General features: G+C 71.8%; 17 protein-coding genes and 2 pseudogenes. 8 read left to right on the top strand and 11 right to left on the bottom strand.

Annotation, left to right across the window (positions count from 1 at the left end; all coding sequences use genetic code 11):
- Positions 1-82 precede the first annotated feature (82 nt).
- Both ACGFNV_RS23160 and ACGFNV_RS23155 read right to left on the bottom strand, forming a co-directional pair.
- A complete protein-coding gene (locus ACGFNV_RS23160; protein WP_393624868.1) occupies positions 83-1600 on the bottom strand; it encodes a hypothetical protein in 1518 nt (505 codons plus the stop codon).
- Positions 1601-1696: 96 nt separating this feature from the next.
- Positions 1697-2005 (bottom strand): trypco2 family protein, encoded by a 309-nt coding sequence (locus ACGFNV_RS23155; protein ID WP_393624867.1) that lies wholly within the window; start codon positions 2003-2005, stop codon positions 1697-1699.
- Positions 2006-2606: 601 nt separating this feature from the next.
- Between ACGFNV_RS23155 and ACGFNV_RS23150 the strand changes: the two genes are divergently transcribed.
- Complete coding sequence (locus ACGFNV_RS23150) at positions 2607-4235, top strand: IS200/IS605 family accessory protein TnpB-related protein (protein WP_393624866.1); 1629 nt, start codon at positions 2607-2609, stop codon at positions 4233-4235.
- A 4-nt stretch (positions 4236-4239) separates the two neighbouring features.
- On the opposite strand, the pseudogene ACGFNV_RS23145 reads toward ACGFNV_RS23150, so the two are convergent.
- The 4 genes and pseudogenes from ACGFNV_RS23145 to ACGFNV_RS23130 all read right to left on the bottom strand — a co-directional run.
- Positions 4240-4332, bottom strand: a pseudogene (locus ACGFNV_RS23145) (NAD(P)-binding domain-containing protein); the annotation flags it as partial.
- 342 nt (positions 4333-4674) lie between these two features.
- Positions 4675-6033, bottom strand: a complete 1359-nt coding sequence (locus tag ACGFNV_RS23140; RefSeq protein WP_393624865.1) for a sugar ABC transporter permease — start codon at positions 6031-6033, stop codon at positions 4675-4677.
- A complete protein-coding gene (locus ACGFNV_RS23135) occupies positions 6024-6800 on the bottom strand; it encodes an ATP-binding cassette domain-containing protein (protein ID WP_393624864.1) in 777 nt (258 codons plus the stop codon). Before ACGFNV_RS23135 ends, ACGFNV_RS23140 begins: the two co-directional genes overlap by 10 nt.
- 34 nt (positions 6801-6834) lie before the next feature.
- Complete coding sequence (locus ACGFNV_RS23130) at positions 6835-7962, bottom strand: sugar ABC transporter substrate-binding protein (protein ID WP_393624863.1); 1128 nt, start codon at positions 7960-7962, stop codon at positions 6835-6837.
- 125 nt (positions 7963-8087) lie between these two features.
- On the opposite strand from ACGFNV_RS23130, the gene ACGFNV_RS23125 reads away from it, so the two are divergent.
- Positions 8088-9260: a hypothetical protein gene (locus ACGFNV_RS23125; protein ID WP_393624862.1), complete on the top strand. Its 1173-nt coding sequence runs from the start codon at positions 8088-8090 to the stop codon at positions 9258-9260.
- A gap of 69 nt (positions 9261-9329) precedes the next feature.
- Here ACGFNV_RS23125 and ACGFNV_RS23120 read toward each other — a convergent pair whose 3' ends face one another.
- The 3 genes from ACGFNV_RS23120 to modA are packed head-to-tail and all read right to left on the bottom strand — an operon-like array spanning position 9330 to position 12087.
- Entirely contained in the window at positions 9330-10418 is a 1089-nt protein-coding gene (locus ACGFNV_RS23120; RefSeq protein WP_393624861.1) for an ABC transporter ATP-binding protein, read from the bottom strand.
- On the bottom strand, positions 10415-11263 hold the full coding sequence (gene modB, locus ACGFNV_RS23115) for a molybdate ABC transporter permease subunit (RefSeq protein ID WP_393624860.1): 849 nt from the start codon (positions 11261-11263) through the stop codon (positions 10415-10417). Before modB ends, ACGFNV_RS23120 begins: the two co-directional genes overlap by 4 nt.
- Positions 11260-12087: a molybdate ABC transporter substrate-binding protein gene (modA, locus tag ACGFNV_RS23110; protein ID WP_393624859.1), complete on the bottom strand. Its 828-nt coding sequence runs from the start codon at positions 12085-12087 to the stop codon at positions 11260-11262. Before modA ends, modB begins: the two co-directional genes overlap by 4 nt.
- A gap of 168 nt (positions 12088-12255) precedes the next feature.
- Here modA and ACGFNV_RS23105 point away from each other — a divergent pair, with 168 nt between their 5' ends.
- Together ACGFNV_RS23105 and ACGFNV_RS23100 are read left to right on the top strand one after the other, a co-directional pair.
- Entirely contained in the window at positions 12256-13227 is a 972-nt protein-coding gene (locus tag ACGFNV_RS23105) for an ATP-binding cassette domain-containing protein (RefSeq protein ID WP_393624858.1), read from the top strand.
- Complete coding sequence (locus tag ACGFNV_RS23100; protein WP_393624857.1) at positions 13224-14021, top strand: ABC transporter permease; 798 nt, start codon at positions 13224-13226, stop codon at positions 14019-14021. Before ACGFNV_RS23105 ends, ACGFNV_RS23100 begins: the two co-directional genes overlap by 4 nt.
- Here ACGFNV_RS23100 and ACGFNV_RS23095 read toward each other — a convergent pair.
- Together ACGFNV_RS23095 and ACGFNV_RS23090 are read right to left on the bottom strand one after the other, a co-directional pair.
- Complete coding sequence (locus tag ACGFNV_RS23095) at positions 13999-17154, bottom strand: ATP-binding protein (protein WP_393624856.1); 3156 nt, start codon at positions 17152-17154, stop codon at positions 13999-14001. The two genes, ACGFNV_RS23100 and ACGFNV_RS23095, sit on opposite strands and share 23 nt — an antisense overlap.
- A 193-nt stretch (positions 17155-17347) precedes the next feature.
- Positions 17348-17514: pseudogene (locus tag ACGFNV_RS23090) on the bottom strand (NAD-dependent epimerase/dehydratase family protein); the annotation flags it as partial.
- 122 nt (positions 17515-17636) lie between these two features.
- Here ACGFNV_RS23090 and ACGFNV_RS23085 point away from each other — a divergent pair.
- The 4 genes from ACGFNV_RS23085 (at position 17637) to ACGFNV_RS23070 (ending at position 21447) form a co-directional block, all read left to right on the top strand.
- Positions 17637-18368: a flavodoxin family protein gene (locus ACGFNV_RS23085; protein WP_393624855.1), complete on the top strand. Its 732-nt coding sequence runs from the start codon at positions 17637-17639 to the stop codon at positions 18366-18368.
- A 122-nt stretch (positions 18369-18490) separates the two neighbouring features.
- Positions 18491-19723: a PP2C family protein-serine/threonine phosphatase gene (locus tag ACGFNV_RS23080; RefSeq protein ID WP_393624854.1), complete on the top strand. Its 1233-nt coding sequence runs from the start codon at positions 18491-18493 to the stop codon at positions 19721-19723.
- A gap of 135 nt (positions 19724-19858) precedes the next feature.
- On the top strand, positions 19859-20440 hold the full coding sequence (locus tag ACGFNV_RS23075) for a hypothetical protein (RefSeq protein ID WP_393624853.1): 582 nt from the start codon (positions 19859-19861) through the stop codon (positions 20438-20440).
- Between the two features lie 365 nt (positions 20441-20805).
- A complete protein-coding gene (locus tag ACGFNV_RS23070; protein ID WP_393624852.1) occupies positions 20806-21447 on the top strand; it encodes a restriction endonuclease in 642 nt (213 codons plus the stop codon).
- Positions 21448-21638: the final 191 nt, after the last annotated feature.

The raw sequence follows: 21638 nt of genomic DNA, 5'->3' as shown, positions 1-21638 counted from the left end.
GTGGATGCACATGGGGTCATTGCGGGGCACGTCCTCTCGCCGTCGGGCCACGGTCCGCGCCCCCGTGACCCGGCCGACCGGTTCACCGCTGCACCGGCGCATGGTCGGTGCCCGGCGGGCCGGGTCTGCGCTCCGGGTCGTCGAGCAGGATCGCGAGGTGGCGTCCCACGTGGTTGTCCCATCCCTCGGGGCCGACCGCCAGCGCCTCTCTGCGCCATCTTTCGGTCCGTTCCAGCAGGCTGCCCAGTCCACGGTCCTGCACGATGTCCGCGACGGCCTCCCGGAACGCGGGATCGGAGCAGTCGCCGCGGTGCCAGATCATGGCCGGGATCCCGGCCCGCAGACCCGCCTCGAACTCCTGGCGGCTGGTGGGGGAGTCCCCGCCCGGCGGCTCGCTGAGCACCAGGCAGACGGCCTGCTCGTCCTCCTTCAGCTCCCGCTCCAGGTGGAAGTGCGAGCTGCCCGGACGGTTGCGGTAGGCACTGCTGTTCGCGGGCTGCTCCTTGAGCCGGCGCCACTTGTTGTGCCAGGGCCGGTGCCAGGACGCCTTGCGCAGGCGTTCGAAGCTGCGGAGCAGGACGGTGTAGTCCAGCACCAGGGGCGTCGGGGACGTGGAGTCCGACTCCTTGTTCCACCACTCGACCGGCTCACCGAGCAACTCCCACGGCAGGATGAACTCCAGGACGACCGGTTGACGCAGGTCCGACCAGCGCTCCTCGGTCTGCTCGACCAGCCGCTCGACCTCGGAGGGCAGCTCGTCGCGGTGCAGGTGCACCGGCTCACCGGGGACGGGGTGCCAGCCCTCCGCGTCCGACTGCCGCCAGTGGGAGAGGAAGTAGCGGTCGGTGTCCACGCCGTCCGGCTCGAACTGGATCATCAGATACGCCGGTACCAGTGACGGCGGCGGCAGGGCCACACCGGTGTGCTGCCACTCGGCCATCCGGTCCTCCAGACCCCGGGCGAGGGCCTGCTTCCGGTTCCAGCGCCGCAGCTCCTCCGCGGCCTCGGCCTTGCCGTCCTCCATGAGCTGGTCGGCGGCCAGCGACAGGAACGCCATGCTCACGGGCAGTTCGTTCGCCGCCGCGTTGTCACCGGCCAGGCGGAGGAACACCGCCCAGGCCGTGTCGCACCACACCGGCAGCTCCTGGGTGCGTGACCGGCTCGCCCGGCGCGCCATCGCCATCAGGGCGGCCCTCGACCGCATCTCCAGCAGGGCGGGCCGCAGCGGGTGCAGGTCGGCCCCTTCGTAGAAGTCCACCGCCTCCCACTCGTCCACCAGGCGCCGCAGCGCCGTGACGGCCGCCGACTGCTGCTCCACGTATGTCAGGCACCGCACCAGGACGCTCAGCCCGTCCGGGAACCCCGCGCAGCGCTCGACGAGTTGGAGCAGCTCCGTCCGCAGCATCCCGCTGCGTTCGAGCTCCACCGGAGCGCCCAGCTCCTCGCCGAGCATGCGCAGCACCAGGTCGGAGCCGGCCGTGTTGCGCATCGCGTTCGACTGCTGGAGCACGTCGACGACCTCGGCCACCAGCTCGTTGCGAACCCGCGCAGGGCTGCGCCCCTCCACCCCCGTGACCTCCCGATCGCCCGCGACCGTCATCGAACCGGTCCTGACCGCGCGGACCAGCGTACGGCCCGACGTACCCCCACGTCAGGAGGGCGTAACGCCGGTGCGGGTGCCCGGACTGCTCGTCGGTCAGCGCTCATCGTCGGCCTCGTCCCCGGAGATCAGCACGGTGTGGTGGACGCCGTCGGGGGCGACCAGCCTCGGTTGCAGGGTGAGGCTGACGCGATGGGTGCGCAGGGTTCCCGTCGAGCCGTCGGCGCCCGCCTCGACCACGTAGAACCGCACCTTGCCGGCCGCCCCGCCCTTGCGGTCGACCGCGACGGTCGCCTCGATCTCGACGGGCCCGAGCTCGAACCGCACCGGGCCGCCCGCCCCGTCCGCCATCGCCGCGTTCAGCTCATGCCTCAACTGCCGGATCATCTCCGCGAGTTCGATCACACTGCCCTCCCCAGAGGATGCACGAGGATGCACCTCCCTCAGTTCTACAGGTGTCGGCTGAGGCACGCCCGGGCTTGGCTCAACAGGCCCCACACCGGTGACGGGCGGACGTCGGCCGAAAGGCCGACCCGCGCGGCCCCGGGCCGGAGAACGGTGGCCGATCGGCCGAGGTGACGACCGTGTCCGTGCCGCGAGATTGGTGCTCCCCTCCTCCAGGAGTACGCCGATGCCGACCCCAGAGCCGGTGCGGGGTGAGGGTTGTCAGCAGCGCCTGCAGCATCGCGAACACCGCGCATCCCAGCCAGTACAGCGCGTCCCAGCGGACGGCGGCGGTGCGCGAAGGAGCGTCGCGCCCCAGCACGCGGGCCGGGCCGAGGACGGTCACCGCGGGTTCCTCGGCTACGAGAGGGGTTGTGAACTGCTGGCGATTGACTGCACACAGGCGTGTTTTGGCACGCATGAGTGAGTTTCCGGGCTGTGGCACGCGCGACCCCATGGGAGGTGAACGAAAGTTCCTTGGTCGAATGCGTGACCTTTGCCGGTGGTGGTCGTTGGGTGTGGTGAGGGGTTTTTCGGCCGGTGTGGGACTGGGGTGAAGGGTATGGGCGGGCTGCGGGAGATGGCGGCACCGTTCGTCGCTCTCGGCCCGTTGGGGGTCGCGGTCCGCGACCGGCTCAAGCACCTGACTGCCCAGGACGAGAAGGTTCTGCGTCTGGTCGGCGACCATCTCGGCTCGCTCGTCTCCCGGGATCTGAAAGCACGGTGCACGGCCCGGCTGGACCATGACACCGGCCAGTGGGCCGAGCGAAAGCGCGCCCTGACCGAGGAGTCCTCCTCCCGATGGGCCGGGTCGATTACCAAGGCCACCCATGATCAGTGGGCACTGGCCCGGCGCGGGCAACTCGCCCACATCCAGAGCCTGGACGCGGGTGTGCGCACGATCGCGCACCGGCTGTCCCTGCCGCTCGGGGAGAAAGGCGGCAAGCGCGCTCCGGGCGGCTACGCAAGCAGGCAGGAATGGCATGCCAAGACCCGCCGCCTGCACGTGCTCGAAGACCGGCTTCAGGCGGCGCGCGCGGACTGGGAAGCCGGCGTCGTACGGGTGGTGCGCGGCGGGAAGCGGCTGCTGAACACCCGCCACCACCTGGATGCCGCCGGGCTCACCGAGGAGCGGTGGCGCACGCGGTGGCAGGCCGGGCGCCGGTTCCTTCAGGCCGATGGCGAGTCCGGTAAGCGGTTCGGCAACGAGACCATCCGCGTCACCCCCGGCGGCGAGGTCTCCCTCAAACTCCCCGCCCCGCTCGCGCATCTGGCCAACGCCCCGCACGGCCGCTACGTCCTCGCCTCCCGGGTGGCGTTCGCACACCGGGGCGGGCAGTGGGCCGATCGGGTCGCCGCGAACCGGGCCGTCGCCTACCGCATCCACGAAGACACCGCACGCGGGCGCTGGTACCTCACCGCATCCTGGACCATCCCTGCGGTCCGGACCGTGCCCCTGACCGTGGCCCGCACAGGCGGCCTGGTCGGTGTCGACACCAACGCCGACCACCTGGCCGCCTGGCGCCTCGACACCCACGGCAACCCCGTCGGCCAGCCGCACCGCTTCGGCTACGACCTGTCCGGCACCGCCACCCACCGCGACGCCCAAATCCGGCACGCCCTGATCCGCCTGCTGCACTGGGCCAGGCGCCACCACCTCGCGATCGCGATCGAAGACCTCGACTTCCAGGCGGAGAAGACCCGCGAGAAACACGGCCGCCGAAGGAAGTTCCGCAACCTGATCTCCGGCATGCCCGTAGCCGGGCTGCGGGCCCGCCTGGTGTCGATGGCGGCCGAACTCGGTATCACCATCGTCGCCGTCGACCCCGCCTACACCAGCCGCTGGGGCGCCCAGCACTGGCACAAACCCCTTACCAGCAAGATGAGGAAGCCCACGCGCCACGATGCTGCGGCCGTGGCGATCGGCAGGCGCGCCCTGGGGCACCCGATCCGGCGACGGACGGCACCGCCCCCTGCTCACCGGCGTGATGAGCAGGGGCATCGGACCGTCCAGGCCCGACCGAGCACCCCGGGGCGTGAGGAACCCCGCCCCCGCATCCCCGGACCACGGACACGATTCGTGCGCGCTGGACGCGGAGCGAACGCGGGAGACCAGGACGCCCAACACCGTTCGGGGCGTCCGGCTGAGCATGAGTCCTGGCAACAGGACTCACTACCACTCAGTCTTTAGGAACGGTGCGGTTCCAGACGACGAGGGCACCGGCGCGGGCGAGGTTGAGCGCCATGGGCTGCCCCGTGACACCGAGGCCGACGAAACCGACGTACACGCTGCACCGCCGTCCACTCGTGGTCCTGGGCTATGGCGGCGGTCATAGTAGCCGCTGCTATGACAGCGGTGACCAGCAGCGACTGAACGCTGCCGCCCCGCCTCAAGGGCGCAGGCCGGGCCCGCCGCCCGGTGCCCGGCCGCGGTGGACGGTGTCTTCGCCGTCGACGTCCGCGGGGGGCGAAGCCGCTGCCGGGAGGCCGCGCCGGGCGGGCGGGTCCGACCCGTCGGCGTGGAGGTGGCGGACATGTCGTACGGCGACGCGTCCGGCCGTGGAGGTCAGAGGGGCCGGCCGGGCTCGACCTCCGGTCGGAGCAGCGCAGGCCCGCCGCCCGGCGGTCGTTCAGGTCAGGCGGCGTGATTCCGCTGTGCGGCGGGCCAGGGAGTCGAAGACGACCGCGGTGAAGAGGACGCCGCCGGTGATCATGGACTGGACCGGGGGCTCGACTCCCAGCAGGGCCATGCCCGAGCCGATCGACTGGATGATGAGGACACCGACCAGCGCGGACCAGGTGGAGCCGCGGCCTCCGAAGAGGCTGGTGCCGCCGATGATGGCGGCGGCGATGGCGCTGATCAGCAGCATGCCGGAGCCGGGTCCCTGGCTCGCCGAGGTGAGCCGGGACGCGATGAACAGGCCGCCGACCGCGGCCAGCGTCCCCGACACCATGAACACCGAGACCCGCACGCGCGCCACATCGACGCCGGCCCGCCGGGCCGCCTCCGCGCCGCCGCCCAGGGCGAAGACCTGACGGCCGTAGGGCGTGCGGCGCAGACACAGGTCCGAGACGACGACGACTCCGAGGAAGATCAGCAGCGCCAGCGGCAGGCCCTCGAACCGGCCCAGGACGGAGACGGTGGTGAACGCGACCACCGCGAGGAGGACCGTACGCGCCCAGATCTCGCCCACCGGCCGGTACGGCATCCCGGCGCCGCCGCGGCGCCTGCGGTCGTGGAAGGAGACGAAGAGGTACGCGGCCGTGCCGAGCGCGGCCAGGCCGTAGGTGACGACGGGGGCGCCGAAGTAGCGGCTGGTCAGGTCGGCGACCAGCCCGTCCTCGCTGAAGTTGATGGAGCTGTCCGCCCCCAGCAGGTAGAGCATCAGGCCGTTCCAGGCCAGCAGGCCCGCCAGCGTGACGACGAACGCGGGGACACCGATCTTGGCGAACGAGAACCCCTGGACGGCCCCGGCGACCGCACCGCCGGCCACCGCGATGATCACGGCGAGCCATTCCGGCATGCCCAGGTTCACGTTCAGCGACGCGAACAAGGCGCCCGCCAGACCGGCGAGCGAGCCCACCGACAGGTCGATCTCACCGATCAGCAGCACGAAGACGATGCCGACGGCGACCATGCCCGTCCCGACGATGTCCACGCTGAGGAGGGACAGGTTGCGCGGCGAGAGGAAGTTGTCATTGAGGCTCTGGAAGACGATCCAGGTCACGGCGAGCGCGAGCAGGGCGGGGGCCGGGCCCAGTTGCCCCTCGTGCAGTCTGCGCAGCACCGCGTCGGCGTAGGGCTTGAGGCGTCCGGCGTATGTCCTGCGGCGCCCTGTGGACGGCTCGGGGCGCCCGTCGGAGGCGGGCGCAGTGTCGGCGGTGGGTGCGGCGCCCTCGGTGGGTGCGGCGCCCGTGGTGGGTGCGGCGCCCGTGGTGGGTGCGGCGCCCGTGGTGTGTGCCCGGGCCCGCCTCCCCCTCACGGCCATGCCTCCTCCGGGCGGGTCGGGCGGTGGCCGGTGGCGTTGTCCGCCGCGCCGGTGATGGAGGAGATGATCTGTTCCTGGGAGGTGGTGTTCACGTCGAAGAGGCCGTTGTTACGGCCGAGGCGCAGCACGGCGACCCGGTCCGCGACCGCCTTGATGTCGCCCATGCTGTGGCTGATGAGGAGCACTCCGAGGCCCCGGTCGCGCAGTTCCTCGATGAGGTCGAGCAGCTGACTGGTCTGCTCCAGGCCCAGGGAGGTGGTGGGCTCGTCGAGCAGGAGCAGCCGGGGCGCGCCGAGGAAAGCACGGGTGATCGCGACGATCTGCCGCTGGCCGCCCGACAGGTTGGCGAGCGGCACCCGCACACCGGGGATGCGCATGGACAGGGTGCGCAGCAGCTCGCGGGTGCGGCGCTCCATCTCGACCTCGTCGAGGATGCCGAACCGGTGGATCTCGCGGCCGAGGAAGAGATTGGCGACCACGTCGAGGTTTCCGCACATCGCGAGGTCCTGGTAGACGGTCGCGATCCCGAGGACCTGGGCGTCCTGGGGACGCCTGATCTGCACGGCGTCGCCCTCCCACTCGATGACCCCCCGGTCGGCGGGCCCGACCCCCGAGATCACCTTGACCAGGGTGGACTTGCCGGCCGCGTTGTCGCCCACCAGGGCGACCACCTCCCCGGCCCTGATCTCCAGCTCGACGTCCACCAGCGCCTGGACCGCGGCGAACCGCTTGGAGACACCGCGCAACGCCAGCAGGGGCTGAACCACGGGGCCACCTCCTCGGGCCGTCGGGGAAACGTCCTCAGATGAGTCCGGCCTTCTCGCAGGCGGACCCGAGATTGGGGGCGCAGATCTCGTCGACGGTGTACACACCGTCCTTGACCAGGGTGTTCTTGATGTTGCCCGCGGTCACCGAGACCGACGGGAGCAGGACCGCCGGGATGTTCTTGGTGGTCGGGCTGTCGACGGTGTCGGTGGCGATGGAGTCGACCGACTGGCCGCGCCCCAGGGCGACGGCCATCGTGACGGCGGCGTCGGCCTCGGACTTGAAGGGCTTGTACACGGTCATGTACTGGTCGCCGCGGACGATGCGCCGCGCGGCCACGAGGTCCGCGTCCTGGCCGGTGACCGGGGGCAGCGGTCTGACCTGGCGGGCGTTCAGGGCGGAGATCACGGCGCCGGCGAGGCTGTCGTTGGCGGCCAGGACGCCGTCGATGTCGCCCCCGCCCAGCGCGGCGATGGCGCCGGTCATGTTGACGTAGGCGTTCTCCGGCCGCCATCCGACGGTGTCGTACGACTTGCCGATCTTCACCTTGCCATTGAGGACGGAGAGCGCTCCCTCCTTGTACCAGCCGGCGTTCGGGTCGATCGTGGCGCCGTTCATCATGACGATCTGACCGCCCCGCGCCTTGGTGCCCATGGCCTTCAGGAGCCCCTCGCCCTGGAGCCTGCCGACGACCGCGCCGTCGAAGGTGACGTAACCGGAGATCGGGCCTTCCGCGAGCCGGTCATAGGCGACGACCGGGATACCGGCCCGGTGCGCGGCCTCGACGGACGGGCGCAGCGCCGTGGCGTCGATGGCGGCGATGATCAGGACGTCCACGCCCCGGGTGATCATGGCCTCGAGCTGCTGCCGCTGGACCCCCGGGTCGGGTGTGGCGGCGACGCTCGCCGCCGGACAGTCCGGGCACAGCTCCTTCAGCTTCTTCTCGATCAGGGGCTTGTCGAACTGCCCGAAGCGAGAGGCCCCGCCCCCCGGAAGCAGCACCCCGACGGTGGGACTGCCGTCACCGCCCCCGCCCCCGCCCCCGCCTCCGTCGTTCCCGCCGCAGGCCCCGGACAGAGCGATACCGGCGGCAACCATGATCGCCACAGACACATGGCCGAGGGACCTGCGCTTCACGACCCGGAGGCCGGCACCGAGATCCATCTTCGGTTCCTTCGATCTGACCGACTTCATCCCGTAAAGGGAGCTTAGTCCCTATCTTGTCCGGGCCGTCGTCGCCCCAACCGTTCCCGCCCGAGGAGGGGTCGCCACCTGCCAAGCTCGGGTACGTGACGTACGTAGTGACCGTGGACACCTGCATCCCGGAGGACACCCCGGAGATGGACCCCCTGCAACGAGCGGGCGCCGTGGCGCTCATCGAGGAGGGATTCGAATCCGTCAGGTCCGTCGAGGGGCCGGACGGCGTGGAAGTAGATCTCCTCGACAGCATGGTGGCCGTCCACCCCGGCGGCGCCCTGCTGAAGGTCGTCGTGGACGCCCCGACGCTGGAGGCCGCCGAGGAGGCGGTGCACGCGCTGGCCGACGAGCTGCTGGAACGCTCCGAACTGCTGGCGGACTGGAAGATCGAACGGTGCGAGGTCGAGCTCCACCAGGACCTGGCCAAGGTGAGCCTCGACGCGGCCGACGGCCCCGACGCCCCGCCCGACGACCCGGCCGCCCGCAAGGCCCGGCACACCGCGAGCGTGACCTCCGTGAGCGCCGACGAGGGCCACGAGGCCGAGCTGAAGGCCACGGCCGTCCGCAACCGGATGCTGGAGTCGGCGGCCCAACTCCGCTCGTTCTCCCCCGCGATGTTCGGCGTACTCGACGGCCTCGGTGACGAGGACGCGCGCGCGGGGAAGGCCGTCTCGCCGGAAGCCGCCGCACTCGCCGCCGGCGCCCTGGTCCACGCGACCGACAACCTGGTGGAGGAGCTGTTCGAAGACGTGCAGGTGCTGACCCAGGAGGACACCAACGTCGCCGAATGCGAGGGCCCCCTGTGGCACTTGGAACGCCTGCCCGACCGGTACGCCCTGCGCTACGACGCCCCCTTCGCCCGCCGCTTCCTGGTGACCGTGATCGCCATGACGACCCGCCTCACCGACGGAAGCTTCCAACGGCTCAGCTGCGTGGCCGAGGAGCTCGCCCTGAGGTTCCTGCTGGGCGCGGCGACCACGGCCCTCGAGCTGCACAACCTTCTCGACGACGAGGTGTCCGCCGCCCTCGACGCGTTCGCCGCCCACGTGTACGAGGACATGGACCACGAGTGGCTCTACGACGACTCGTTGGACGGCATCGAGAACGGCATCGAGAACGGCGTCGGGGACGGCACCGAGGACGGAGTCACCGGCACGGCTCCCGACGTGGTGCTGATAGCGCTCGGGTCGTGGTTCACGCCGTTCGACGAAGGCAGGTACGTCCACCCGTCCGCGGCGGACGAACCCGAAGCGGCGCAGCAGTGAGGTGGCGGAACGTTCATGCGGCGCGTCCGTGAACGCACCGGGCTCAGCGCCCTCAGACTTCCCGCGCCCTCAGACGGGATACGCGTGCGTCTGCGCCGCCTTCACCGTCGCCCAGACCTCCGCACCGGGGTGCAGGTCGAGTTCGGCGGCGGCGACGGTGGTGAGGTCGGCGGCGAGGGGGAGTTCGCCGGTGAGGTCGGCGCGGATCTGGTCGCCGTGGGTCTCCAGGCCGGCCACCTCGCAGCGCCAGAGGTTACGGGCGCTGGAGCCGGTCGGGCGGTCGCGGTGGAGGGTGACCGCGCTCGGCGGGAACGCCACGAACACCGGGCCGGACAGCACCTCCGTGGTCGTGAGGGGCGGCCCGGAGTCGAGCCGGACGGTGTGGCCGTCGGCCCTGCCCCGGTAGAGGTTCAGACCGACCAGCTGGGCGATGTAGTCCGTGCGCGGGTGCCGGGCGATGTCGGAGGGGCCGCCCTCCTGGACGACCCGCCCGTGCTCGACGACGACCAGACGGTCGGCCAGCACCATGGCGTCCAGGGGGTCATGGGTGACGAGTACGGCGACCGCCTCGAACTCGGCCAGATGGCGGCGGAGCTGGGCGCGCACCTCCAGGCGGGTACGGGCGTCCAGCGCCGCCAGCGGCTCGTCGAGGAGCAGCAGGCGGGGGCGGGTGGCCAGGGCGCGGGCGAGGGCGACGCGCTGGGCCTGGCCGCCGGAGAGCCTGCGGGGCTTGGCGCCGGCGTGGTCGGCGAGGCCCATCCGCTCCAGCCACTCGGCGGCCCGCGCCCGCGCCTCCGCCTTGGTCGCGCCCTGGCAGCGCGGCCCGAAGGCCACGTTGTCGAGCGCGGTGAGGTGGGGGAAGAGCAGGTAGTCCTGGAAGACGACGCCGACCGGGCGGGCCTCGGGCGGCGTACGGTCCAGCTCCCTGCCGTCCAGCCGCAGCCGGCCACCGGTGAGCGGGGTCAGCCCGGCCAGGGCGCGCAGGGCGGTGGTCTTGCCGGCGCCGTTCGGGCCGAGCAGGGCGACCACCTCGCCGGGTGCGACGGTCAGCGCCACGTCGAGCCGGAAGGCACCGCGGTCCACCACGAGGCGGGCGTCGAGCCCGTCCGCAAGGGGGCCGGGACGGACGTCGTGGGCGGCGTCGTGCAGCCCGGTCATCCCGCCGCCATCCAACGGTCGCGCAACCCGGCCAGCACCGCGATCGACACCGCCAGCAGCACCAGGCTGAGGGCGATCGCGGCCTCCGGGTCGCTCTGCAGGGCCAGGTAGACGGCCAGCGGCATGGTCTGGGTCCGGCCGGGGAAGTTGCCGGCGAAGGTGATCGTCGCGCCGAACTCACCGAGCGCGCGGGCCCAGGCGAGTACCGCGCCGGCCGCGATGCCGGGGGCGATCAGCGGCAGCGTGACCCGGCGGAACGCGGTGAAGCGGGAGGCGCCGAGGGTGGTGGCCGCCTCCTCGTAGCGCGGATCGGCGGCACGCAGGGTGCCCTCGACGCTGATGACGAGGAACGGCATGGCCACGAACGCCTCCGCGACCACGACCCCCGCCGTGGTGAACGGCAGCGTGATCCCGAACCACGAGTCCAGCCACTGCCCGACGACGCCGTTGCGGCCCAGCGCCATCAGCAGCGCCACACCGCCGACGACCGGCGGCAGCACGAGCGGCAGGGTCACGAGGGCCCGTACGACACCACGGCCGGGGAACTCGACCCGGGCCAGCAGCCAGGCCAGCGGCACACCGAGCACCAGGCTCACCGCGGTCGCCGCGGTGGCGCACACCAGGGACAACTGGAGCGCCTGCCACACCTCGGCGCTGGTCAGCTGCTCGGGCAGGCCGCGCCAGGGGGCCCGTACGAGCAGGGCGATCAGCGGCACGATCAGGAACGCCAGGCCGATCAGCGCGGGGACCAGCAGCGGCAGGGGTACGCCCGCCCGGACGCGCCGACGCCGCGGCCCGCCCCGAAGGGTGTCGGTCGCGGCGTCGGCCTTGCCGGGTGAGGTCACGGCTTGAGGAACCCGGCCCCGCTCAGGACCTTCTGGCCCTGCGCGGACCGCACCAGCGCGATGAACGCCTGGGCGGTGCCGGCGTTCTTCGTGTCCTTGAGCTGGACGATCGGGTAGTCGTTGATGGCGTCGGCGGACTCGGGGAACTCCACGCCCTCCACCTTGCCACCCGCCGCGTGCACGTCGGTCTTGTACACCACCGCCGCGTCGGCCTCCTTCAGCTCCACCTTCGTCAGGGCCGCCTTGACGTCCTGCTCGTAGGAGACGGGGGTGAGCTTGAGCCCGGCGGCGTCGAGGGCCTTCTGCGCGGCGGCGCCACAGGGCACCTCCTTGGCGCAGAGCACGACCTTCAGGTCCGACTTGGTGAGGTCCTTCAGGGAGGAGACCTTGTCCGGGTTGCCGGGCAGGGTGGCGATCTCCAGCTGGTTGCGGACGAACGTGGCGGGCGTGCCCGAGGCGTCCCCCGCGTCCGTGACGATCTTCATCGTCTTGGGGCTGGCCGAGGCGAACACGTCCGCCGGGGCGCCCCCGGTGATGCTCGCGGCGAGGGAGTCGCTGCCACCGAAGCTGAAGGTGACCTTCGTACCGGGGTGCTCCTTCTCGAACTGCCGGCCCAGCGCCGTGAAGCTCTCCTTCAGCGAGGCGGCGGCGAACACGGTCACCGTGCCGGAGACCTTCGACGACGAGGAGGAGCCCGAGGAGCCGGAGGAGCCGGACTTCGCGGAGGAGTCCGAGCAGGCGCTCAGAGCAAGCACGGCGACGGCGCCCGCACCGGTCACCTGCAGGGTTCGGCGGTGCCGACGCGCGGTACGGGTGGTATGCATGCGCCGATGATAAGCGCCGCAGATGCCAGGTGAAATAGCGGTATGGGTCTGCATCAGCGATAACTGTGATGGGTGGGGTTGGCATGTGCGTTTGCGTGAAACCTGCGCCCGGGTCGCTGAAACCGCGCTGAAGCCACCCTGAACCGCGTCGGCCGCAAGCTCTGCGGCATGACGACGACAGGCGAAGAACACGCGATCGCGGCCACCGGGCTGCGCAAGGCCTACGGGGACAGGACGGTCCTCGACGGCATCGACATCGAGGTGCCGACGGGCACGATCTTCTCCCTGCTCGGGCCGAACGGCGCGGGCAAGACCACGGTGGTCAACATCCTGTCCACCCTGATCGCCGCCGACGGCGGACAGGCACGGATCGCCGGGCACGACCTCACCGCCCAGGCCCAGGCGGTACGGGCCGCGATCGGGGTCACCGGGCAGTTCTCCGCCGTGGACGGCCTGATCACCGGCGAGGAGAACATGCTGCTCATGGCGGACCTGCACCACCTCTCCAAGCAGGAGGGACGACGGGTCACCACCGAGCTGCTGGAGCGCTTCGACCTCACCGAGGCCGCGAAGAAGCCCGCCTCCACCTACTCCGGCGGCATGAAGCGCCGCCTCGACATCGCCATGACCCTGGTCGGAAGCCCGCGGATCATCTTCCTCGACGAGCCCACCACCGGCCTCGACCCGCGCTCCCGCCACACCATGTGGCAGATCATCCGCGAACTGGTCTCCGACGGCGTCACCGTCTTCCTCACCACCCAGTACCTGGAGGAGGCCGACGAACTCGCCGACCGCATCGCCGTGCTCAACGGCGGCAGACTCGTCGCCCAGGGCACCGCCGAGGAGCTGAAGCGGCTCATCCCCGGCGGACACGTACGGCTGCGGTTCTCCGACCCGGTGGCGTACGAGCGGGCGGCCACCGCACTGCGCGAGACCACCCGGGACGACCAGGCACTGGCTCTGCAGATCGCCAGCGACGGAACCCAGCGCGAGCTGCGCGCCATCCTCGACTGGCTCGACACGGCCGGAATCGAGGCCGACGAACTGTCCGTGCACACCCCGGACCTGGACGACGTGTTCTTCGCCCTGACCGGCAGTTCCGTACCCACTCAGCCCGCCGACAAGGAGACCGTCCGATGAGCGCCGCCGCCCCCCACGCCTTCCGCGACAACCTCACCATGCTGCGGCGCAACCTCCTGCACGCCCGCCGCTACCCCTCCCTCACCCTCAACCTGCTGCTCACCCCGGTCATCCTGCTGCTGCTCTTCGTGTACGTCTTCGGCGACGTGATGAGCGCCGGCATCACCGGCGGTCCGGCGGACCGCGCCGACTACGTCGCCTACCTGGTCCCCGGCATCCTGCTGCTGACCGTGGCCATGACCTCGCTCGGCACCGCGGTGTCCGTGGCCACCGACATGACCGAGGGCATCATCGCCCGGTTCCGCACCATGGCGATCTCCCGCGCCTCCGTGCTGATCGGCCATGTGATCGGCAGCGTCATCCAGACGCTGATGGCGCTGGTCGTGCTGCTGGCCATCGCGCTGGCCATCGGGTTCCGGCCCGACGCGACACCGGTGGAGTGGATCGCGGCGGCCGCGCTGCTGGCCTCGGTCAGCCTCGCGCTGACCTGGATCGCGGTCGGCATCGGTCTGATCAGCCCCAACGCGGAGGGTGCCAGCAACATCGGACAGCCGCTGGTGATGCTGCCGTTCCTGTCCAGCGCGTTCGTACCGGTGGACGCCATGCCGCGCTGGTTCGGCTGGTTCGCCGAGTACCAGCCGTTCTCGCCCGCCATCGAGACCCTGCGCGGTCTGCTGCTGGGCAGCGGGATCGGCACCAAGAACGCGGTGCTCACCGTCGCCTGGTGCGTGGGGCTGACCCTGCTGGGCTACCTGTGGTCCAAGGCGCGGTTCAACCGCGAGCCGCGCCGCTGAGCTCGCGCAGTGCCGCGGCCCGCAACTCCTCCCGCCCCAGTGCGGCGTACTCCGACCTCGCGGCGGCGTACGCCGCGCTGTCGGCGTTCTCGGCCGCCTGCCGGGACCGGACCGAGGACATGGTGGGGAACTCCCGGACCACCGGCATCCGCTCCGCCAGCGCCACCAGCCGCACGGCCGCCGTGTCGCCCCGGGCCAGCCCGGCCAGGCCGAGCGCCAGCAGAACCGTGCCGTACACCGGCAGTTCCACCGGCGTCCCGTCACCCGAGGAGCCGGACAGCATCCCGAGCAGCCGCTCCCGCAACTGCCCGGCCAGCCCGGCCACCGGCTCCAGCCGGCCGTACCGCGCGTGCGCGACCAGCGCGGCCGACTGCACCCCCAGTGACCACGACCCCATGAACGGATCCCCGGCGTGCAGCGGACCGTCCTCCCGTACCCGCTCCACCGCCTGACGCCACAGCCCGAGCCCGACCTCGGTCAGCCCCCGGGCCAGCGCGATCTCCGCCCGGGCCAGCAGATCGGGGGCGTAGATCTGGGCGGTCTCCGGCTGCTGTTCCAGAGCCGCGAGCCCGAGCCAGTACTCCGCCTCGTCGACCTCCCCGCGCTGCAGACACGCCAGCACCAGTCCCCAGCGGACGCCGATCGAGTCCGACAGGGCGCCGAACTCACCGAGCGCGTCGAGCGCCTCGAGCGCGGCCCGCAGATGGTCGTACGCCTCCGCGCCCCGCTCGGACTTGAGGCACAGGTCGCCCATCCGCGCATGGCTGAGCAGCCGCATGGCCGGATGGCCGAGCGGCCCCAGCGCGTCGAGCATCCGGCGGGCGCACTCCAGTGCGCGCTCCCGCTCCTGCTCGGATTCCCACACGTAGCTGGCGACGGCCGCCGCGACGGCCGCCAGCAGGGGCTCGTCGGCGTCGCAGAGCTCCTGGAGCCGCGCGTACCGGGGCGGGTGCATGTCCGGGACGGCACACAGCACGACGGCCAGCGCCCGCACCACGGTGTCCGGCGGGGCGGGCGGAAGCCGGCGCAGTGTGACCAGCTGGCGTACGGCGTGCGGGCCGAGGCCCATGAAGAGGCTGGCCGTGCACGCCGTCGCGGCGCTGCGGGCGGTCTCCACGTCCTCGGGGCTGTCCGGGCCGGGGCGGAACCGGGACAGCGGCCCGCCGGTCTCGGCGGCGAGGGCGACGAGCCGGGTGTAGTTGGTGTCCGTGGCCCACAGGGAGGCCAGTACGGCGGTGACGGCCGCGGTGGTGGGCCCGTCGGTGCGGGCCAGCGCGGACCGCAGCGCCAGGACGAGGTTGTCCTGCTCGTCCCGGATCCGGGCCCAGGAGGACAGCGGTTCACCGCTGAACAGCACATCGTGGTGGGCGCGGCCGAAGTCCCGCGCCCAGGACAGGAACCGGTCGGTGACCGTCTCCTCCTCACCGGCCTCGACGCGCCGGGCCGCACTGAACTCCCGGAGCGTCTCCAGCATGTGGAAGCGCACCCCGGAAGGGCTGTCGCCCACCTTGATCAGGGACTGGTCCGCCAGTTGTTCCAGCAGGGCCAGCGTGTCCCCGGGCTCGTCGAGGACGCACTGCGCCGCGTCCTCGGTGAAGCCGCCGGGGAACACCGACAACGCCCGCAGCGCCGCCCGGCCGTCGGGCTCCAGCAGGTTCCAGCTCCACTCGACCACGGCCCGCAGCGTGCGATGCCGTTCGGGCGTGTCGCGGGCGCCGCCGCGCAGCAGCGCGAAGCGGTCCCGGAGCCGGCGCGAGATGTCGGCCACGGACAGCACCCGCACCCGCGCCGCGGCCAGCTCCACGGCGAGCGGCAGCCCGTCGAGGTGGCGGCAGATCTCGGCCACCGTGCCGGCGGGGAGTTCCACGCCCGGCCGGGCCGCCCGCGCCCGCTGCCCGAACAGCTCGACCGAGGTCGCCAGGGACAGTTCCGGCAGGGCGTACACGGACTCCGAGGTCAGCCCGAGCGGAGCCCGGCTGGTGGCCATCACCCGCAGCTCCTTGGACCGCGACACCAGCTCCTGTACGAGAGCGGCGGCGCCCGCGATCACATGCTCGCAGTTGTCCAGCACCAGCAGCGCGGGGCCGCTGCCCAGCGTGGCGACGATCCCGGCCACCGCGTCCCCGCCGCCGGCGAACTGCAGGCCTTCCCCCGCGCCGACGGCGGAGGCCACCTCACCGGCCACGTCGTCGTCGGCGGTGACACCGGCCAGGGGTACGAAGTGCACAGCGGGCTGCTCGGCCGCGCGGCTCACCGCGTGGGAGAGACGGGTCTTGCCCAGACCGCCGGGCCCCATGACCGTGACCACGCGGGCCTCGCGCAGCAGCCCGGCCACGGCGGTGATGTCGGTGTCCCGCCCGAGCAGCGCGTTGGGCTCGTGCGGCACCCCCTGGCGCACCCGGGGCGCGTCCGCGCTCAGCAACTCCTGGTACACGGATCTCAGCTGGGGACCCGGATCCGTACCCAGTGCGTCACGCAGCCCGCGGCGGTAGGTGTCGTACCGGGTCAGCGCCGCGGCCCGGCCCGCCGTGGCGGCCTCGCAGCGCAGCAGCTCCGCCAGCACCTCCTCGTCCCGCGGCAGCTCCCCGGCCAGCTCGGCGAGCGGCCCCGCCGCCTCGTCCCGTCGCCCCAGCCGGGCGAGGGCGAGCGCCCGGGTCCGGACCAGCGAACGACGGGTCCGCACCCGACCGGCGCGAAGCGCCACCACGGGATCGCGCAGGTCCTCTCCCGCCCCCGCCCCCACACTCCCGTCCCAGAGCGCCAGGCCCGCCTCGGCCCGCGCCAGGGCGCCTTCGTGATCCCCCGCCCGCGCGCGCTCGGCGCCGGCCGCCTCGTGCAGCAGCAACGCGGTGCTGTCGACCTGCGTCCCGTCCAGCGCCAGCCGGTACCCCGTCGCCGTGCTCACGATCAGCTCGGCACCCACCTGCGCCCTGAGCCGCGACACCAGGATCTGCACCGCCTTGCCGGGCCGCTCGGGCAACTCCTCCGCCCACAGTCCCTCCACCAGCCGCCCCGTACTGCACCCGGCCCGCAGATCCTCCGCGAGCAACGCGAGCAGCCCGCGCAGCCGCGGCGCGGTGATCTCCCTCCCGCGACACGCGACCCGGGACAGCAGAGCCAACTCGGTGGTCACGCCTGAAGGTTAGCCAACCATCGGTGTCTCACCGGCGTCGCTGCCTCTCCTGGGCGGCAGACTCGCGGCGAAGGCACGGCCCTCGTCGCCCCATGCGTCGAGCGTGTCGTCCTGCGCGACCGCGGGGCCGTCGACCACGAGCCAGCCGCACGTCGGGCGGCCGGTCATGTCGAAGACGCGTCCCCGTCGTCGTCACGGCGTCCACACCGGTCGACGCGCGGCCGAGGGCCGTGGGGTGCCGCACGTCGGCGCCGGGATCCTGCCGCACGTCGAACACGACCGGCTCGTGCCCGCGCTTTCGGAGCGCGGTGACGACATGGACCCGATGAATCCGGCACCGCCGGTGACCAGTACACGCACGCATTCCTTGGGGCCGCATCGGCTCCGCGCCACGGGACATCGCCCGTGCGTCATGACTCCGCAAGGCATGGGCGGGTGCGTCGAACCGGGACAAATCGGGTCCCGCGCGAGACGCTGCCCTCATGACAACCTCACCCTCCACCGATGGCGCCTACCGCTTCGACGACCTGACCGCCCTCTACGTCAACTGCACCCTCAAGCCGTCCCCGCAGCTCAGCCACACCCAGGGCCTCATCGACAAGAGCCGGGCCCTCATGGACGTCGTCGGCGTGACCACGGACCAGATCCGCGCCGTGGACCACGACATCGCACCCGGCGTCTATCCGGACATGACCGAGCACGGCTTCGCCACGGACGCCTGGCCGGCGCTGTACGAGAAGGTGATGGCGGCGGACATCCTGGTCCTGGCCGGCCCGATCTGGCTGGGCGACAACAGCTCCGTCACCAAACAGGTCATCGAGCGCCTCTACGCCTGCTCGTCGCTGCTCAACTCCGAGGGCCAGTACGCCTACTACGGCCGCGTCGGCGGCTGCCTGATCACCGGCAACGAGGACGGTGTGAAGCACTGCGCGATGAACGTCCTCTACAGCCTCCAGCACCTCGGCTACACGATCCCGCCCCAGGCGGACGCCGGATGGATCGGCGCGGCCGGCCCCGGGCCGTCGTACCTCGATCCCGGCTCGGGCGGCCCGGACAACGACTTCACCAACCGCAACACCGCCTTCATGACCTGGAACCTGATGCACCTCGCCGCCCTGCTGAAGCGCACCGGAGGCATCCCGGCCCACGGCAACCAACGCTCAGAGTGGGACGCCGGCTGCCGCCCGGGCGCGGACAACCCCGAGCACCGCTGACCGGTCGCCGATGAATCACCGCGCACCTGTGCGTGTCCTCGCCGCGCTGCTACGGGCCCGTCAGCGCGTTCGCTCCTATCGTGGAGCAGCACAGTGACGGTCGGCGCCGAGGCAGGCAGCACATGACGGAACCGCAGATCGACTACGAGGCGGTCTTCCGCGCCCTTCCCGGCATGGTGGCCCTGCTCACCCCGGACCTGGTGTACGTCGACGTCAACGAGGACTTCGTCCGGATGACCGGGCGCAGCCGCGAGCAACTGCTGGGCCGCTACATCTTCGACGTCTTCCCCGAGAACCCCAACGACCCCGCCGCGGCCGGCATGCGGGAGACCGAGGCGTCGATGCTGCGCGTGGTGACCACCGGCGAGCGCGACACCATGGCGCTGCTGCGCTACGACATCGAGGACCCCGAGCGGCCCGGCCACTGGGCGGAACACTTCTGGAGCCCGGTCAACGCACCCGTGCTGGACCCGGACGGGCGAGTCGTGCTGATCGCGCACCGGGTGGAGGAGGTCACCGAACTCATCCGCGCCCGCGGCGGCACGGGCAGCGACAGCAGCCGGGCCCGCGTGCTGGAGGCCGAGCTCTACACCCGCTCCCGCGAACTGCAGGACGTCAACGAACGCCTGCGCCGGGCCCACGCGCGCGACCGCGAGGTCGCGCTGGCCCTGCAGGCGGCGATGCTGCCCGCGCCCACACCGGTCGGGCACCACAGGGCAGCCGTCCGCTACCGGCCCGCCGTCGGCACGCTCAACGTGTGCGGCGACTGGTACGACCTGGTCGACCTGCCCGGCGACCGGATCGCGGTCGCCGTCGGCGACGTCGTCGGCCACGGCCTGGAAGCGGCCGGCGTCATGGGACAGCTCCGGAGCGCCCTGAGCGCGGCCGCCCGTGTCGCCGACGGCCCGGCCCGGGCGCTGGAGGCCCTCGGCCTGTACGCCCGCCATGTCGACGGCGCGGAGTCGACCACGGTGGTGAATGCCTACATCGACTGGGACACCCACACCCTCACCTACAGCAGCGCGGGCCACCCGCCACCCGCCCTGCTCCACCCCGACGGCACCGTCACCTTCCTCGACCAGGCCACCGACCCACCCCTGGGCGCGCGCCCCGAACACGTCCCCCGACCGGAAGCCGGCATCGCCTTCACCGAGGGTGCCACCCTGGTCCTCTACACCGACGGCCTGATCGAACGCCGCCACGAGGACATCGACACCGGCCTGTCCCGCCTCGCCGCCTCCCTGACCCGCCACGGCCGAGCCGCCCCCGAGATCCTGGCCGACGCCCTCCTGACCGACCTCCTCCCACCCACCGGCAACACCGACGACACGGCCCTGGTCATCATCCGTCTCTGACCGGCTCGGCCGGCCGCGCGGAAGGCACGCTCTCAACCGTCGCGGGTGCCTGACGTGACTGCAGAGTCAACCGCGTGACTGTTCTTGTCGTCTAAAGGGGCGCCGAACTACAACCAAGTGCCCTTTGGAGGACTCATGCGCAAGGCATCACGCGGAGCAGCGTTACTCGCCGCCACCGCAGTCGCGGGCCTGTCCCTGGCCGTGGCTCCGGCCGCGTCCGCCGCGGACAGCGCCGGCACGACCGCAGCCGCCTGCCCGACGGGCTGGGGCAGCCAGCAGAAGACGGCTGAGGGCCACGCCAGCGCACCGGCATACCTGACGAACATCAGGACGGGCAGCCACGACTGCTACGACCGCATCGTCTTCGACATCCCGGCCGGGAGCACCGGACAGCTCGGCTACTACGTCCAGTACGTCGACACCTTCGCGCAGGACGGCAGCGGGGACCCCATCCCGGTGTCCGGCGGCGCGATCCTGGAGATCCGCGCCGGCGCCGCCTCGTACGACCTGGAGAACCACAAGCAGACCTACCCCGGCAAGGCCAAGCAGCCGCTGCCGGGCGTTGACCTGACGGGTTACAAGACCTTCCGGGACACCAAGTTCGGCGCCAGCTTCGAGGGCTACACCCAGGTCGGCCTGGGCCTGCGCGCCCGCCTGCCGTTCAAGGTGACGCAACTGTCCGACAAGCTCGTGGTGGACGTCGCCCACTCCTGGTAAGCGGCGCCTTCCCCCTGGGGCCCGACCCGCAACGCGGATCAGGCCCCACTCAGCTTCGAGCCTTCGCCTGTGTGCCGATCACCCACGAGGTGACCCAATGGAGGAGGACGACCGGGTCACCTTCGCCGGCCAGGCGATCGACCGAACGCGCCGCGCCGAACTCAACGGCCGATGGCCGACGAGCCGTTACCCTCACCCAGTCGGTCTGGGCGTCGGATCCGGACATGGCCGACTCGCGCCCTTTTCGGACCACCTCGGGCTGCTCAGACTGCCGTATTACGGACCAGTGGGGGAGGGCTTCGATCGTGGCTGGGCGTAAGCGGGGTGCTGCTGCACGCAGGCGGCGGGCAGCGCGACTGAAGGCGGTGGCAGCCGGCGGTGGCCTGGTGCTGGTCCTGCTGGTGGTGTTCTGGTCGATCGTGTGGCCGTACCTCATGGGCGCATTGATCCTCAGCGGCTTGGGAGCGGCAGCCTGGTGGCTGTGGCGTACGGACCGCGTAGTGCGCGGTCGGGACCAACTGTGGCGGCAAGAAGAGTCGGTGAAGGCAGGTCACCGGACACTCGCCGAGGTGGACACGATGACCGGCACCGAGTTCGAGGGCCTGGTCGCTGGTCTCTGCCGACGGGACGGATGGACCGATGTCCGACGGGTGGGCGGCGCGAACGACAATGGTGCCGACGTCGTCGGCAGCCTCCCGGACGGCCGGAGCGTCGTAATCCAGTGCAAGCGCTACACGCCGAGCAGCACGATCGCGAGCCGGGAACTGCGTGATCTGCTGGGCGCCAAGGTGCACTTCGGGGCCGACCTGGCGGTGTTCGTCACGACCACGCGGTTCAGCCGTCCTTCGGAGAAGTTTGCCCTACAGCACGGGATCCTCGCTGTGCACCGGGATCACCTCGGGCTGTGGAACAGCGGGGCGTCTCTGCTGTCCCTTGCTGAGGTGAACGGCAGGGGGCAGGGCGACTCCCGGCACCGAGCACGCTGGAAGCGGGCGTACGGCAGGTAACAGGCCTCACGGGAATGCGGGGCCGGATCGTGCAGGACGTGCGCAGCGCGATCTCAGGTTGCGTTCGGGGTGGCGGGATTTGAACCCACGACGAGTAGCCGTACCCAACGACGGCTGCGACGGCGGTTCTTGAGGGGCCGTGGGCCATGCGTGGGCCAGAACCTTCGTAGAGCGCTTAGCGGAGGCTTATC

This window comes from Streptomyces sp. NPDC048751 (assembly GCF_043198595.1).
Taxonomy (GTDB): Bacteria; Actinomycetota; Actinomycetes; order Streptomycetales; family Streptomycetaceae; genus Streptomyces.
Note: the sequence above shows the minus strand (reverse complement) of the source record. Positions and strands in the feature narration are given on the sequence as shown.

Coding starts and splice junctions, on each gene's coding strand:
- ACGFNV_RS23160 (WP_393624868.1), bottom strand. CDS start 1,600: ATGACGGTCGCGGGCGATCGGGAGGTCACGGGGGTGGAGGGGCGCAGC.
- ACGFNV_RS23150 (WP_393624866.1), top strand. CDS start 2,607: ATGGGCGGGCTGCGGGAGATGGCGGCACCGTTCGTCGCTCTCGGCCCG.
- ACGFNV_RS23140 (WP_393624865.1), bottom strand. CDS start 6,033: ATGGCCGTGAGGGGGAGGCGGGCCCGGGCACACACCACGGGCGCCGCA.
- ACGFNV_RS23130 (WP_393624863.1), bottom strand. CDS start 7,962: ATGGATCTCGGTGCCGGCCTCCGGGTCGTGAAGCGCAGGTCCCTCGGC.
- ACGFNV_RS23120 (WP_393624861.1), bottom strand. CDS start 10,418: ATGACCGGGCTGCACGACGCCGCCCACGACGTCCGTCCCGGCCCCCTT.
- modA (WP_393624859.1), bottom strand. CDS start 12,087: ATGCATACCACCCGTACCGCGCGTCGGCACCGCCGAACCCTGCAGGTG.
- ACGFNV_RS23105 (WP_393624858.1), top strand. CDS start 12,256: ATGACGACGACAGGCGAAGAACACGCGATCGCGGCCACCGGGCTGCGC.
- ACGFNV_RS23100 (WP_393624857.1), top strand. CDS start 13,224: ATGAGCGCCGCCGCCCCCCACGCCTTCCGCGACAACCTCACCATGCTG.
- ACGFNV_RS23085 (WP_393624855.1), top strand. CDS start 17,637: ATGACAACCTCACCCTCCACCGATGGCGCCTACCGCTTCGACGACCTG.
- ACGFNV_RS23080 (WP_393624854.1), top strand. CDS start 18,491: ATGACGGAACCGCAGATCGACTACGAGGCGGTCTTCCGCGCCCTTCCC.
- ACGFNV_RS23075 (WP_393624853.1), top strand. CDS start 19,859: ATGCGCAAGGCATCACGCGGAGCAGCGTTACTCGCCGCCACCGCAGTC.